21 protein-coding genes are annotated in these 13,690 nt (G+C 53.5%); 11 read left to right on the top strand and 10 right to left on the bottom strand.

Annotated features, from left to right (window positions below; genetic code table 11):
• A partial coding sequence (locus ACREAY_RS05035; RefSeq protein WP_431754669.1) for a cation transporter occupies positions 1 to 275 on the bottom strand: 275 nt, incomplete at its 3' end.
• A 53-nt stretch (positions 276 to 328) separates the two neighbouring features.
• Positions 329 to 1,234 carry a transcription initiation factor IIB gene (locus ACREAY_RS05030; protein WP_431754668.1) on the bottom strand — a complete coding sequence of 302 codons (906 nt, stop codon included), beginning with the start codon at positions 1,232 to 1,234 and terminating at the stop codon, positions 329 to 331.
• 295 nt (positions 1,235 to 1,529) lie between these two features.
• Between ACREAY_RS05030 and ACREAY_RS05025 the strand changes: the two genes are divergently transcribed.
• Positions 1,530 to 2,264, top strand: a complete 735-nt coding sequence (locus ACREAY_RS05025) for a thermonuclease family protein (protein WP_431754667.1) — start codon at positions 1,530 to 1,532, stop codon at positions 2,262 to 2,264.
• Between the two features lie 12 nt (positions 2,265 to 2,276).
• On the opposite strand, the gene ACREAY_RS05020 is transcribed toward ACREAY_RS05025, so the two are convergent.
• Positions 2,277 to 2,792, bottom strand: coding sequence for a resolvase (locus tag ACREAY_RS05020; RefSeq protein WP_431754666.1), 516 nt, complete (start codon positions 2,790 to 2,792; stop codon positions 2,277 to 2,279).
• A 77-nt stretch (positions 2,793 to 2,869) separates the two neighbouring features.
• On the opposite strand from ACREAY_RS05020, the gene ACREAY_RS05015 reads away from it, so the two are divergent.
• From ACREAY_RS05015 to ACREAY_RS04985, 7 genes are all read left to right on the top strand, one after another.
• Positions 2,870 to 3,493: an RNA-binding protein gene (locus ACREAY_RS05015; protein WP_431754665.1), complete on the top strand. Its 624-nt coding sequence runs from the start codon at positions 2,870 to 2,872 to the stop codon at positions 3,491 to 3,493.
• Between the two features lie 51 nt (positions 3,494 to 3,544).
• On the top strand, positions 3,545 to 3,940 hold the full coding sequence (locus ACREAY_RS05010) for a hypothetical protein (RefSeq protein ID WP_431754664.1): 396 nt from the start codon (positions 3,545 to 3,547) through the stop codon (positions 3,938 to 3,940).
• Positions 3,941 to 4,019: 79 nt separating this feature from the next.
• Positions 4,020 to 4,400: a hypothetical protein gene (locus ACREAY_RS05005; RefSeq protein ID WP_431754663.1), complete on the top strand. Its 381-nt coding sequence runs from the start codon at positions 4,020 to 4,022 to the stop codon at positions 4,398 to 4,400.
• Between the two features lie 39 nt (positions 4,401 to 4,439).
• Positions 4,440 to 4,790: a twin-arginine translocase TatA/TatE family subunit gene (locus tag ACREAY_RS05000; RefSeq protein WP_431754662.1), complete on the top strand. Its 351-nt coding sequence runs from the start codon at positions 4,440 to 4,442 to the stop codon at positions 4,788 to 4,790.
• 33 nt (positions 4,791 to 4,823) lie between these two features.
• Positions 4,824 to 6,077 (top strand): Glu/Leu/Phe/Val family dehydrogenase, encoded by a 1,254-nt coding sequence (locus ACREAY_RS04995; protein ID WP_431754661.1) that lies wholly within the window; start codon positions 4,824 to 4,826, stop codon positions 6,075 to 6,077.
• A 72-nt stretch (positions 6,078 to 6,149) separates the two neighbouring features.
• A complete protein-coding gene (locus ACREAY_RS04990) occupies positions 6,150 to 6,344 on the top strand; it encodes a hypothetical protein (RefSeq protein WP_431754660.1) in 195 nt (64 codons plus the stop codon).
• Positions 6,341 to 6,511 (top strand): hypothetical protein, encoded by a 171-nt coding sequence (locus ACREAY_RS04985; RefSeq protein ID WP_431754659.1) that lies wholly within the window; start codon positions 6,341 to 6,343, stop codon positions 6,509 to 6,511. Before ACREAY_RS04990 ends, ACREAY_RS04985 begins: the two co-directional genes overlap by 4 nt.
• A gap of 22 nt (positions 6,512 to 6,533) precedes the next feature.
• On the opposite strand, the gene ACREAY_RS04980 is transcribed toward ACREAY_RS04985, so the two are convergent.
• The 6 genes from ACREAY_RS04980 to ACREAY_RS04955 form a co-directional block, all read right to left on the bottom strand.
• Positions 6,534 to 7,082 (bottom strand): hypothetical protein, encoded by a 549-nt coding sequence (locus tag ACREAY_RS04980; protein ID WP_431754658.1) that lies wholly within the window; start codon positions 7,080 to 7,082, stop codon positions 6,534 to 6,536.
• The gene (locus ACREAY_RS04975) at positions 7,079 to 7,786 is read right to left on the bottom strand and encodes a winged helix-turn-helix domain-containing protein (RefSeq protein ID WP_431754657.1); all 708 of its coding nucleotides are present in this window, start codon (positions 7,784 to 7,786) and stop codon (positions 7,079 to 7,081) included. Before ACREAY_RS04975 ends, ACREAY_RS04980 begins: the two co-directional genes overlap by 4 nt.
• Before the next feature lie 82 nt (positions 7,787 to 7,868).
• Positions 7,869 to 8,219 carry an iron-sulfur cluster insertion protein ErpA gene (gene erpA, locus ACREAY_RS04970; RefSeq protein ID WP_431754656.1) on the bottom strand — a complete coding sequence of 117 codons (351 nt, stop codon included), beginning with the start codon at positions 8,217 to 8,219 and terminating at the stop codon, positions 7,869 to 7,871.
• 112 nt (positions 8,220 to 8,331) lie between these two features.
• A complete protein-coding gene (locus ACREAY_RS04965; RefSeq protein WP_431754655.1) occupies positions 8,332 to 9,084 on the bottom strand; it encodes an FKBP-type peptidyl-prolyl cis-trans isomerase in 753 nt (250 codons plus the stop codon).
• Between the two features lie 46 nt (positions 9,085 to 9,130).
• Entirely contained in the window at positions 9,131 to 10,276 is a 1,146-nt protein-coding gene (locus ACREAY_RS04960) for a pyridoxal-phosphate-dependent aminotransferase family protein (protein ID WP_431754654.1), read from the bottom strand.
• Positions 10,277 to 10,339: 63 nt separating this feature from the next.
• Positions 10,340 to 10,489 (bottom strand): hypothetical protein, encoded by a 150-nt coding sequence (locus tag ACREAY_RS04955; RefSeq protein ID WP_431754653.1) that lies wholly within the window; start codon positions 10,487 to 10,489, stop codon positions 10,340 to 10,342.
• A 267-nt stretch (positions 10,490 to 10,756) separates the two neighbouring features.
• Here ACREAY_RS04955 and ACREAY_RS04950 point away from each other — a divergent pair, with 267 nt between their 5' ends.
• From ACREAY_RS04950 to ACREAY_RS04940, 3 genes are all read left to right on the top strand, one after another.
• The gene (locus ACREAY_RS04950) at positions 10,757 to 11,341 is read left to right on the top strand and encodes a hypothetical protein (RefSeq protein WP_431754652.1); all 585 of its coding nucleotides are present in this window, start codon (positions 10,757 to 10,759) and stop codon (positions 11,339 to 11,341) included.
• An 18-nt stretch (positions 11,342 to 11,359) separates the two neighbouring features.
• A complete protein-coding gene (locus ACREAY_RS04945; RefSeq protein WP_431754651.1) occupies positions 11,360 to 12,073 on the top strand; it encodes a plastocyanin/azurin family copper-binding protein in 714 nt (237 codons plus the stop codon).
• A gap of 77 nt (positions 12,074 to 12,150) precedes the next feature.
• Positions 12,151 to 13,239: a M24 family metallopeptidase gene (locus ACREAY_RS04940; RefSeq protein WP_431754650.1), complete on the top strand. Its 1,089-nt coding sequence runs from the start codon at positions 12,151 to 12,153 to the stop codon at positions 13,237 to 13,239.
• Here ACREAY_RS04940 and ACREAY_RS04935 read toward each other — a convergent pair.
• On the bottom strand, positions 13,225 to 13,690 hold a 466-nt coding region (locus ACREAY_RS04935; protein WP_431754649.1), incomplete at its 5' end, for a phosphopantothenoylcysteine decarboxylase. The genes ACREAY_RS04940 and ACREAY_RS04935 overlap by 15 nt on opposite strands.

The following is a 13,690-nucleotide window of genomic DNA, read 5'->3' as shown; positions in this document are numbered from 1 at the left end:
ACCACAAATAGCGCGGCGCCACCGATGAACCCGCCTACCGTTTCAATCTTGCCGTGCCCGTACGTGTGATCAGTGTCCCTTGGCCTTGCCGCAAGGTTGACTGCGATTATCAGTATCAAAGTGACGACGGCGTCTAAAAGCGCGTGCGTGCCGTCTGTCAGCAGCGCAAGGCTGCCAGTGACGGCGCCTGCAACAAACTCGAAAACGACGACTGATGCTATTGCCAGTAGCGATATGCGCAGCGCATTTCTTTTCAGTGCGTAATCCGCTGCCACGGCTCGCTATCTTGCATAAAATTGCTATTTAGGTTTTGTCAAAAAATGGGGGCCTAGTTGGCCAGCGCGTCAAGCCGGCCTCTAAGGTTCTTGTACCTGTTCCTGACGGTCACTTCGGTGACACCTGCCGCGTCGGCAATGTCTGTCTGCGTCCTGTTCTCGCCCGTCTCAAGCGATGCCATGTACAGCACCGATGCCGCAAGGCCCATCGGGTCCTTGCCTGCTGACATGCCTTCCTTCACCACGTCTTGCATGATGTTCATGGCGTGGCGCTTGGTCTTTTCAGACAGACCTGACTTGCTTGCAACCCTTGCAATGCACTTCATCGGGTCTATCATCGGGATCTTCAAGTCAAGCTCCATGACGACCAGCCTGTACATCCTTGCCAGGTCCTTGCGCTTGACGTTGCTCGTTTCTGCAATGTCCTTGAGCGTCCTTGACATGCCGGTTTCGCGGATGGCAATATAGAGCGCCGCGCCCAGGGTCGCAGATATCGTCCTGCCCCTCACGAGCCCGCGCTCTTGCGCCTTTCTGTAAATGTATGCAGTCTTTTCGATGACGGCGTCTGAAAGCGACAGCTTGTCCTTGAGCCTGTCCAGTTCGGAGAAGGCCTGCCGGAGGTTCCTGTCTGTCGGGCTGTGCGCCTGCGTGCGAAAGTCCCACGCGCGCAGCCTGTCCATGGTCGTCTTCATGACGCCTTCTATCTGGCGCCCGCTTGCGTCCTTGTCCGTCCGTGCTATCACGGTGGAAAGGCCCATGTCGTGCCTTGCAAGGGAACTTGGGATCCCTGTCCTTGCCCTGTCGTCAGACTCTTGCGAGTTGAACGCGCGCCATTCAGGGCGGCTTTCCTGTATCCTGTCCGATATCACCAACCCGCAGCTCCGGCAAATAATCTCGCCAGACTCTGGATCTGTGACCGTCCTATCGTGTTTGCATGGGGATACTAGTGATGCTTTCATATTTTTTCTCTCTAAAAGCATGTAATTATCGCAATCATAACTTATAAGGAATATGCAATTAAAAATAATTGCCTTCGGCCTTTGTACTATTATGAATATGTTTTGGATTTTTTATAATTGCAAATATTTGCAATCTTATTAGTCAGATTGCTATAAATATGCATTGTTGAACTGCTAAATCTTTGTTGGTACGATCCTGATAGCGCGCAGGTAAGGAGCCTGTTTCTAGAAAAATTTCAAGAAATCATGCTAGGAAATAAGCAATCTAATATAGTAAAGAAACCACCTTCTAACAATGCGTTACGGTCTGCTTTTCGCCGTTTCAGCTTTGCTGCTTGCTCCTGCCAGCGCAGCGGGCGTTTCGATTGACAGGCTGGAGAGTACGGGGCAGGCAGGAGGGCCGGCCGTGGCCCGGCTGACACTGAGCTCAAACGCGGCGGTGTCGTTTACGTATTATGTGCAGGTAATAGACCTTGCAGGGTATACCGCGCACATCTCGTGGAAGAGCGCAAGTTTGGGCGCGGGAGAAGAACGCGCTTTCGAAACAACATGGGAACCGGAAAAAGAGGGACAATATCGCGTGCAGGCATTTGTGTGGGACAACAACACGTCGCTGGCAGAGCCGTCAAGTGTGCCTGTAAACGTCTCTTCGAGCGTTGCGGAACACTGCTCCGGCGCAGCGTCGTGCTTAGCCGGCAAGGTGACGAGGATGGTGGACGGCGACACGCTATACGTCGACAACAATTCAATCAGGCTGTCGCTTGTCAACACGCCGGAAAGGGGTGAGCCCGGCTACAGTCAGGCCAAGGCGTTCACTGCTTCCCTCTGCCCCGTAGGCTCGAACGCGCTGGTGGATGAAGACGACGGGCAGACTGCAGGCAGCTACGGCAGGATGGTGGCAAAGGTGTCTTGCGGGGAAAAGGTCCTCAACGAGGAACTGCTGGAGCAGGGTCATGCGGTAATGTACGAAAGCTTTTGCGGGAAAAGCGAGTTTGCAGCCGAGCCGTGGGCGCTAAAGTTCGGCTGCTAAACCGCCCTCCAACTAAATCAAGCGCGTCTTTTTGGCGCCATTCTGAAATGGCATGGGTAGGTCCGGCAGCCCAAGCTCGACTGACTTGCCGCCTACAATCGCAAACGTCCTGCCATCATACGTGCACTTTACCACCAACGGCAACGGCTTTGTATCTGCGAGCCTGTCTGCAACCTTGTAATATTCGACGAGTTTCCTCTGCTCGTAAACGGTCTGGTTCATCCTGCGGAAACGCTTTTTGCTCATGAACTTGAAGGCGAGCACGATGTGGCGCTTGGGGTAGATTGAAAACATCTCACGCACCAGCAGGCACCGCTCTATCTGGTCCTGCGGCACGTACAGTATGTCGCTCGTGCCTGACTTGGCCTCGATGGTCAGCATGATGCCCTCGGAGTTGTTGACGGCGACGATGTCCGGCAAGCCCGTCGAGCTGCCGCCGAGCCGGCGCGCAATGAACCCGTGCTTGTTCAGCCTCTCCACGAGGCCGTGCTCGTACGCATAGCCCCTGCTCCGGCGAATGTTGCCCAAACAGTCTGCGGTTGCGCGCACCCTGCCATAAAGCTCTCGGTCGGAAGTCTTTTATTAAAACGCCAGCAACGTACGCCATGGCTGGCAGCATACAGAATTCACTTGACTCTATCGACGCCGATCTGAAGGACATGCAGGAGCGCCGCGAAAAACTGATCAAGGGGACGCGCGACGCGGTAATGCTCTGCAGCAAGTCGATTGTCGCCATGCACCACGGCCAGCTTCAGGAGGCGGCAGAAAATATGGAAAAGGCAAAAATCATGCTTGTAGAGTTTCGCAGCTTTGCCAAGAGCGACCTGTACAGGTACATCTCGGTGGCCGAGCAAGAGCTCGTCGAGGCTTATGCTCTGAGGGCAGTCATGGAAGGGTTGCCGCTGCCCCAGATGGGTGACCTCGCAGTGTCAGGCCCGTCATACCTCACCGGGCTTTTGGATACTGTAGGCGAGATAAAGCGCCTCGTCTACGACAGGATGCGGTCAGGCAACGAAAAGGACGCGGAAAAATTGTTTGCAGTCATGGAGGAGATTTACGGCGCGGTCTACCCGTTTGCAGTCTATGACAACATTGTCGCGGGCTTGCGCAAAAAGCTGGACGTCGCAAGGATGCTCATCGAGGACATCCGCGCGGTCGTGACTGAGGAGAGCAGGCGCAGGGCGCTCATTGACGCCGTTGGCAGGCTTGAAGGCGGCCTGAAAGATTAAGCCGGAACGAGCCTAGGGCCGGCTTAAAAACACTCGGCACGGAACAATAGCGTGCTGATCAAGGAGCTCTGCCTGCAGGCCACAACGTTGCACGGCAGCATAGTCGCGGCAGGGGTAATCGAGGACGGCGAGCTAACAGGCTATTTCATCAAGCCCAAGGTGCCTCTCCAGAACGCTGAGAAGATGAGCGAGATGGTGATGCATGCCAACATCGTCGCAGTCATCGGGACAAGCAACGAGGACTTTTTCGGCGAATTCGGGTACCTCATGGCCCACTGGAAGCACGCTGATGTCTTTATCTTTCCAATAGACGTCGAGACTCCAAAGCTGCTCGTGATTCGTGTCGTGCGCCCTTATGACCATGAGGAGATCGTGCAGCAGATGACTGACTTTATGCGGGAAAAAAGGATCAAGCTGACAGGCGTGCCCCGGGCCCCGGATCAATAGTCTGGGTTTTTGACACATATTTTCCATACCGATGGAATGTTGATATATGGTATCGACAAATTGAGCATCGACGAATAACGTGGAGGAGTATGACTTTTTCAACGAGCTCTGCGGCGTGGCTCTTGCAACCGACAAAAAGGTGAGGTTCGCCGGCGTGATGGACAACGAGGGCAAGCTCCTCACGGGCAAGTACCGCAACGACATCCACTCGCCCATGTACCAGTCCAGCACCGCGCCTGATGAGAACAAGAACCTGTTTTACGCCAGCTACAGGTCTGTGATGCAGGCGAGGTCCTTTGAGCCGCACCTTGGCCAGCTGAAATACCAGCTGTCCGAGTTTCAGAACGTAAAGCTGGTGACCGTGCCCCTGACTGTCCGGCAGGACAAGTTCCTCTGCGTCTCGCTTGACCTCTCCGACTCTTGCGAAAAGACGATCGCCAAGCTTTTGGAAAGCATCTAGTGGAAATCTTTAATTCTAGTCTCCGCCCTTCGTGTACCGATGCCCTTTTCAGGTATGCTCTTGAACATTGCAGGTTCAGAGTGGGCCATAATCATACTACTTGCGCTCGTGCTCTTGTTCGGGACAAAGCGCCTGCCCCAGTTGTCGCGCACGATAGGCAAGGCAGTGGGCGAGTACGAAAAAGCAAAGCAGACCTTTAGGAACGAGATGCAGGAAGCGACAGAGGAGGCAAAGAGGGACGCCGGCATCAGCAAGCTCCCGCGCATCACCGGGCCCGTGACGACAGAGCGAGAAAAACTTGAAACGATAGCGGCGTCGCTTGGCATCGACCCTGCAGGCAAAACTGAAGAGGAGCTACGGGCGCTGATCTCGCAGCGGATGAACGTCTAACACTTAAATACACTATTTTGCTAGCTTGCAGCCATGGCCCAGCCAATCAACCCGTTTGAGATGGCGCTCAAGCAGCTTGAAGAAGTAGCGAAATTGATAAAGCTCGACAGCGGCATGCACCAGGTTCTTGCGCACCCAAAGCGCGTGCTCACTGTATCCATCCCGGTCAAGATGGACTCTGGCGAGATCAAAGTTTTCACAGGTTTCCGGTCCCAGCACAACGACGCGCGGGGGCCTTACAAGGGCGGCATCAGGTACCACCCGCAGGTCAGCATCGAGGAAGTGAAGGCGCTGTCGATGTGGATGACCTGGAAGTGTGCCATCGCCGACATACCGTACGGCGGCGGCAAGGGCGGCATCATCTGCAACCCCAAGGAAATGTCAAACGGCGAGCTGGAGCGCATGACGCGCCGGTACGCGTACGGAATCGCCGACATTATCGGCCCGCACACCGACATCCCGGCCCCCGACGTCTATACGGGCGGCAAAGAGATGGCCTGGATAATGGATACCTATTCTGCGCTAAAGGGCAACTATGTACAGCCTGAAGTCATTACCGGCAAGCCCCTGCCTATAGGGGGCTCGCTTGGCAGGAACGAGGCAACCGGCAGGGGCCTGTCGTTCACGGTGCGAGAAGCGGCCAAGAAACTAAAGATAAACATGAAGAGCGCGACCGTCGCCGTGCAGGGCTTTGGCAACGCTGGCCAGTTTGCGTCGCAGCTTGTCGAGGCGCAGGGCGCGACCGTGGTTGCAGCTTCTGACTCTCAGGGTGGCGTCTACAACAAGGCAGGTATATCGATTTCTGCACTGAGAAAGCACAAGGACAAGACCGGCTCCGTCATAGGCTTTTCCGGCGCCAAGTCTATCACAAACGAGGACCTGCTCGAGACGGACTGCACAATATTGATACCGGCGGCATTGGAGAACCAGATAAACGGCAAGAACGCCCGGAACATCAAGGCCAAGCTCGTGGCCGAGGCAGCAAACGGCCCGACTACGCCTGACGCCGACGATGTCCTCTACAAGAACAAGACACTCGTAATCCCGGACATTCTGGCAAACGGCGGCGGCGTGACCGTGTCCTACTTTGAATGGCTGCAGAACCTCCGGCGCGAGTACTGGACAGAGGACGAAGTGAACCAGAAACTTGACAAGAACATAACCAAGGCCTTCTTAGACATCTATAAGACGCATGAGGACTACGGCGTCAACATGCGCAAGGCATCGATGGTGCTTGCAGTCAACAGGGTGGTAGAGGCAATCAAGATACGCGGCCTCTGGCCCTGACTCTACTTACCTTTTCTTAACCTGCTTTCGATGCAGTAACTTTTATTGTTAAATCAACTCTCAATCACCTGCATGGCAAGCCCAAAAGACGTGGTTGAACAATATGTTGACGCTTTTGCCAGAAAAGACGTCAAAAAGATGAGAAGCTTTCTTTCAGACACTAATTTCTCGTTCAAGGGTCCGTTGGAGGCCTTTGCCACGGCTGACGACTTTGCCGCTGCACTAGTGCCTCTCGTCCCAATAATTCAGAGCGTAGAAAGAAAGTGATTGCTGATGGCAATGACGTATGCATGTTCTACGACTTTGTCACGACCGTCCCTGCCATCGGGACGACGAGGATTGCCGAACTGTTCCAAGTAGAAAACGGCAAGATAACTTTTATCAACCTATACTTTGACCCGCGCCCGTACGCTGCAATGTTTGGCCAGAAATGATGATGAGCGGTCTGCGACTGCTTTATTTTCTCCGCCATTGCCTTACCATCCCAAAGGCAACCACGCCAACTATCGCGGCGCAAGCCGCGGCTGCAAGCGCAAGTATCCCGACATTTGCCACGTCTCTCGCTAGCGTGGGGCTTTGAGACGGGACATATCCGGGGCCAAGTGCAGCCAGGTCCACGTACGCATCCATGATTGGTTGCGTCCGCCCGCATATTCCTGTCCCAAGCGACTCGCTGCCGTAGGCATATACAAGGTACTCTCTGCCCTCTTCAAAACCATAGCCGCAGTCACCGCCGCCCGCTCCAGTCGTTATCGTTATTGCGCTTTCTGTTACTCCTTTCCAAGGCCTTTCAGCATCAAAGTGCACAGTCTTACTGTAATTGCTGGATTCTATGCTGACTACTTTACCTGCAAATACTGCAGCACTCTCATCGAATGCCTCGCTCTGAGGTATTGGCCCGTTGCAGCTGCAGGCAAATACTGTTGGCATTCCTGAAAATATTGCAAGTGATTCAGCGATACAGAAAACCCCTAAAAGAAATGTAGCATTGACTATTCTTGTCATTCCTTTCCATCCTGCAGTTCATCAGCAGCAAGCAATGAAAGGACCCTCCTGCCGTTTTCAGTTATGGAATAATATCTCGCAGTCCCGACAACGTCGCTCTCCTCTATGAGCCTTGCCTGCACCAGCATCTCGGCATGGTTATCCACTGTTTTCCAGTCGACATCCAGCTCTTTTGCCAGCTGCAGCTTGTTCTTGTGCTCGTCTCTGACTGCATTTAATAGCTTTATGCGCGTCTGGCTCCCGCGCATTTTTGAAATCAACCTAAAGGTATCATAGTCGTAGCCCTGCCTGCTCCACTTTGACCTTACTTTGCCCCGCCAGATGACAGTTCCTGCGACTGCTCCCCACGTTATTGGGAGTATGATTGGGGACGATTCATAGATGTAACTCACAGCCGGATGATCGAGGGGACCACTCGATTCTATGGCAGTTTCAGCAAAATTTTCAGCTGCATAAAGCCGGTCTTCAATTACCGAAGGATCTTGATTAGAGTCTTGCAGAGAGTTCGTGTCGGGGTCAGTAATTATCATGCCAGGCCTGCCCGTGCTTTTGCTTTCAAAGCTCTCCATTTCTGCGGCGCTGTTTTCTTCCAGTGTAGACGAGGTGTTGGTCATGGCCCGGGCAATGATGACAGCCGATATAGAGACGGCGACAATCACAAGGGCGATGAATACAATATCGATTACAATCCGCGATGAAGGCAATGCGTATATCTCATCCGACTCGTCGGTATTCTAATAAGGTTTTACCCAAACGGCGCATTAAAAACAGAAAAAGAGAAAGAGTTTACTCGGTGTTGAACGAGTGTCCGCACGAGCAGCTCTTTGTCACGTTGGGGTTGTTGATCTTAAAGCCGGAACCCATCAGGCTCTCGACATAGTCGACGTTTGCGCCCTTCAGGTACCTCTGGCTGTAGCTGTCAACGAGCAGTTTTACGCCGTTCTGGTCAAGGACTGCGTCGTCCTCGTCGGCCTTTTCCTCAAAGCCCATGCCGTATGACAGGCCCGAGCATCCGCCGCCGGTGACGTAGACCCTCAGGAATAGGGCTCTGTTGCCCTCCTGCTTCATGAACTCGGCAACCTTCTCGGCCGCCTTTGCGGTTATTGTTATCGGTTGTGCTTGCTGAACGCTTTCCATGTATGGATCTTGCATTTTTTAATATAATAAGTTTTCCTAACCACCAACACGGTTTTTGGTTGTATTATAAAGGCGCTAAAAACGTGAGAGAAAAGAGAGAGCCTGGAAGAAATCAGGCCTGCTTGGCTTCTGCCTTGGCCTCGGTGGCTGGCTTTTCTTCCGCCTTCTTTTCCTCGGCCTCGGGGGCGGCATAGTTCTCGACGAACTTTAGGTTCTTGACGGCCGGGACAAACTTGAAGACGTCGTTTGCTATTGCCCTCTTTATTATCTGGAGCCCTTCTGCGAGATATGTCTCCTCCGGCAGCTCCATCTCTAGGCTTGCGCCTGCGAGGTTGAACTTGACCTTGCTTTCTTCGACTGGGATCCTGCGCTTTATGAGGGCGGTGATCTTGTCGTTGTCGGCGTCAAGCTTTTTGACCACGTTCACGTCGTAGAGGAGCGTCTTACCCGCAAAGCGGTGGTTGAAATCGACCTGAATCCTGCCAGAGCCGATATAGCGTATTATGCCGGTCCTGTTGTCGTCCATCTCGACTACGTCGCCTACCCTGACCTCGTCGGCCTTTTCGCCGAGCTTGCGCTGCGGGACCATCCTGACCTTGCTCGGATCGCGCTCGCCAAAGCCCTTGTCCGGCGTGACTTCGACGTTGAGCTTGTCGCCGACGCCTGCCTTTGCCAGCGCCTCGTCAAGGCCCTTCAGGACCCACGCCTCGCCAACAGATACGAGCCGGGGCTCGTACTTGCGAGTCGGGTCGTAAAGGTCGGTCTTTTTAGCCTCTTCTTCGCGCGTTGTCTCGAAAACCTCGTTAGTGTCCTTAACTTTAGCAGTGTAATCTACCAGTACAAGCGAGCCCTTTTCCATTGGCATGAAAATCGGTCTGTTTCTACGTTATATAATCCTAAAGAAAAAGAGGCTAGTTTAGCCCCTTTAGCTTTTCAAGCGCCACCGTCGTCGCCTCCGGGTTTGCTTTGACGCCTATCATGTTCATCGCCGACGCGATGGACGACAGCGTGCGCATGACGTGGTAGCTGTGCACCTCGCCCATGCAGCCGACCCTGAACACCTTGCCCTTCAGGTCGCCAAAGCCGCCTGCCACCAGCACCCTGAACTGCTCGCTGAGAAGGCCGCGGAACTTTTTGTCGTCCATGCCCTGCAAATAGTTAACGGCAATCACTACGTTGCTCCTTGCGTCCTGCTTGGCAAACGGCATCAGGCCCATCGCGCTGAGGCCGGAGTAGAGCGCGTCGGCACAGATCCTGTGGCGCCTTATCCTTGCGTCCATGCCTTCTTCAAGTATCATGTTGAGCGCCTCCCTGAACGCATAGTAGAGAGGAAGCGCGGGGGTGAACGGCGTTTCAAAGTGCTCTTCCTGGTACTTGAAGTAGCGCTTCAGGTTGAGGTAACTGGTCGGGGGCGGGTTTTCCTGCATGTATTTCTTGGCCCTCGGACTCACCGACACCGGGGACACGCCCGGTGGTGCCGCCAGCGCCTTTTGCGAGGCAGTCACGCAGACATCAATGTTCCACTTGTCCACCGGCAGCTCGTCGCCTCCGAGTATCGAAACAGAATCAGCGACAAAGAACGCGCCCTTTCGCGATGCGAGATCCCCGAGCTTGTCCATGTAGCGGATGGTCGTCCCGGTAGAAGTCTCGTTGTAAACCGCGTAAAGTGCCTTGATGTCCTTGTGCTGATCAAAAGCCTTCTCGTATTCCTCGAAAGGCGGGTTCTCGCCAAACGGCGCTTTTATCCTGATGGTCTGGCCGCCCCAGCTGTCGATTAGGTCCGCAAGCCTTGTCGAAAACTCGCCGTTGACCGGGATTATGGCCTTGTCGCCTTTTTTGATGAGGTTGACGACTGACGTCTCGACTGCGCCGGTACCAGACGTCGTGAGAAGGACGATGTCGCCCTTGGTCTGGAAGACCTGCTGCGTCTTTTCAAATATCTCTTTGTATAGTACGCGAAAATCTTCACTCCTGTGGTTTATCACAGGTGCAAGCATTGCATTCATTACCCTATTGGGGACGTTTGTCGGACCTGGAAGCATTACGAGATATTCCATGATCAAAATGAGGGGCGCGCTGGCCGATATTTAAATCAACAAGGCTGGACCGCGCAAGCCTCGCTATTTTTCTTCTTCGTCATCTTCACTTTCAATTTCTAGTTCTTTAATGCTGAACCCGAGCTCCTTGGCCTTCTTGGCAAGCTCTAGGGATTTTTGCATCACGGCAATCGCATCTGTCTCTTCAGTGTACAGTTCTAGTTCTATCTCCATGGGTAGATTTGATGCAAAAAATTTAAAGCAGTATCTCCATCGGTTGCGAAAAATCGCAAGGTTTTGTCGCCATGGGGAGAACACTCTAGATTCAAAGTCCTGATTTGTTTGGTCAATAATGCTCTGAAAGAGTAAAGTCATGATTCTTTTTCGTCATCAAGAATGTTTTTCTTGTTTTCAAGCTTGATAATCAAGAAAGAGAATCCAATTAAGGCTAAAATAACATCGCGCAATTGGAGGCATCTTATGCAAGTTAGCTCACAACGTTTGACGGCCACTAAATCTCTGGCACTGCTGGTTATTGTCGGCACGGTTCTTGCGTCAGTTGTCATATTGGTGCTTGGGCAGGCAGTCGGCAAGAGCATAGAAAGCGTGATGATTCTGCACGACTACTTTACCGTCCTTGCAATCATGTCCGGGGCAGGATTCATTGGCGTGCTTGTGTTTGGTGCCAGCCACGGAGGACAGGGCGCGCACCACCCGGACGCAATTAACATGCTAAAGGTGCTGGCGTTCACTGCGGTAGCCTCTACATTCCTCATCGAAATCACGGGCACGATAGGGTATATCGAATACAGGTTGCCCGATCCTGACAGCGCCAAGTCCAAGATAAAAGAGGTCTTTCCGTTTGCTCACGAACCCATGTTTGAAACGATGGAATACCTTGGCCTGCTTGGGACCATGTGGACGGGGTTGATAGCGTACCTGACATGGCATTTCAAGGAAAGGGTTCTCGCCGAGCCGGGCGTCAAAAACACAATGATAGTGTTGATATCGCTGGCAATAATTTATGCTCTGGTGATCTCGCTGATGGGCATAGTGCCTACCAAGATCGCATCTGTCCAAGGATAAGAGGGAGGCGAAAAGAAAATGTCATTTGTACCAAAGCTTGGCCTGTCAACAACCCAAGTATCCGGTGCCGTAGCAGCGGCCATCATAGCTGCTTCGATAGGCCTTGCTGCTATTGGCGTGTTGACGTATGTGCGCAAAACAGACCCGTTCAAGGTATGGCTCGTGCCCTACACTCCTACCGCGCAGTATGGTGGGATATTCCTCTACAGCAACGTAATCTGGGGCGCGCTATGGGTCGGGTTGTTCCTTGTGCTGAGGCACAGGCAGAGCGCAGGAACCCTCCAGACGTGGCTGCTGTTCTTTTTGGCTTCGTTAGCCATAGGGACGGGGTTTGCAGAAGCCAGCCTGAACTGGAGCCAACTGTCCACGGTAATGCAACTGGGCGTTAACGGGTCTGAAATTACAGGCCCTCCCACCGGACAGGCAACCAGCGAAGTGTCTGTAAAGATACTTGAAGGGTCTTCAATTCAGGGAAATCCCGGTTACGAGCCCGGCATTGCAATTGCAGGCAAAGGCGACCTGATAACCTGGATAAATGCCGACGTTGCGCCCCACACGGTAACGAGTGGCGCCGGGACAGACGATCCAAAGTCTGGCAAGCTGTTTGATTCCGGCTCACTGGGACAAGGGCAGAAATTCCGCATGGATGCAAAGAGCCTGGGAGGAACAGGCAGCTATGACTATTACTGCATAGTGCATCCCTTCATGAAAGGCAAGGTGACCATACAGTAGCACATCGCCAGGGTGGCGGTCTGCTGGTGCGATGAGTCATTTATTTTAAAACAACTTGCATCCTGTAATATTTTATAATGGCGAGACAGGCAGGCATCACCATGAAGGAGCGCCGATCTGCGGTACTGCAACATGCGAATAAAGCTGGCTATAATGCCGTCGCGGCATTCGAGCCTGAAAACGTCTTTTACCTTACCGGCTTTTGGGGCGAGGCGATTGCCGTCTGCACTGCCGATGGCACAAAATTGATAGCACCCAAGCTGGAATATTCGAGGGCTCAGCATTCGTCCGTCGGCTGCGAGGTCATCCCGACAGAGCGCGGCAGCGAACTGCTGATGACGTTTGTCGCGCAGGTAAAAGACAAAAAGGCGTGCACCGACTGCAGCGACTTTACAACAATCGAGCATATACGCAAGCTGGGTAACAACATTGCAATCGACACCGAGCCTTTCTTTCAGGCGCGCAGGATAAAGGACGACGCAGAGATGGCAGTCATCGCCAAGGCGTCACGCATACTGGACAACCTATACGAGATATGCGAAGACGAGATCAAGCCGGGCGTTTCCGAGCGCCAGCTGCAGGCAAAGCTCATTTACGAGGCGATGAAGATGGGCGCAAACCCACCTTCGTACAATTCAACCCTGAACCCGCTCATAATCGCCGGGGGGCCAAACGGCGCGCTACCGCACGCAGAGGTGACCGACCGCAAGTTCCGCAGCAAAGACATGATCGTCGTTGACTTGACCCTCCGGCACAAGGGCTACATCGCCGACGCGACCAGGACATTTGCGCTCGGCTCTGCCACAAAAGAGATGACACCGGTCTACAATGTAGTGCAAGAGTCGCAAAAAGCCGGACTCGACGCGGCGACTGCCGGGGCGACGTGCGGCCAGGTGGACGCCGCATGCAGGGATCTTATCAAAGAGCGTGGATATGAAAAATATTTCATCCATTCGACCGGCCACGGCATCGGCCTTGACGTGCACGAGCCGCCATGGCTCCGTACCAACGCCGAAGAAGTGCTGAAGGCAAACATGGCAGTCACAGTCGAGCCGGGCATCTACCTTGAAGGCAAGTTTGGCGTCCGCATAGAAGACAGCGTCCTTGTCACAGGCGGCCGGCCAAAGGTGCTCAACAGGTACACCAAGGACCTAGTCGTCCTTTAGGGACTTTGAAACGATCTCTAGCAATCTGCGGGCGACCGCCTGTTTGCTGTCAAGTGGAACGTGCACCACTTTTCTTTTTTTGTCGACGATAAACACTTCGTTGTCGTCAGAGCCGGCCATCGACCCTTTCCTGCCCACGTCGTTTGCAACTACCAGGTCCGCATTGCATTCCTTTAGCTTGTTGTAAGCCTTGTCGACAAGGACCGCGTCAGAGACGTCGTAGTCTGCCTTGAACGCGACCAGAAATGTGGACTTGTTGATCTTTTTTACGTCGTCGACTATTTTCGCGGTGGGGATCAGCGACACGCTCATGCCACCTGCCCTTGTGTCCAGCTTTTTGGCCGACCTTTTTGCCGGCGCGAAGTCTGCAACCGCTGCGGCCATTATCGCGACGTCGTAATTATTTTTCAATTCCTTTGCAACGGCATCGCGCATCTCGGCGCTCGTGCTG

Source organism: Nitrososphaera sp., from assembly GCF_050748925.1.
Lineage (GTDB): Archaea > Thermoproteota > Nitrososphaeria > Nitrososphaerales > Nitrososphaeraceae > Nitrososphaera.
Note: the sequence above shows the minus strand (reverse complement) of the source record. Positions and strands in the feature narration are given on the sequence as shown.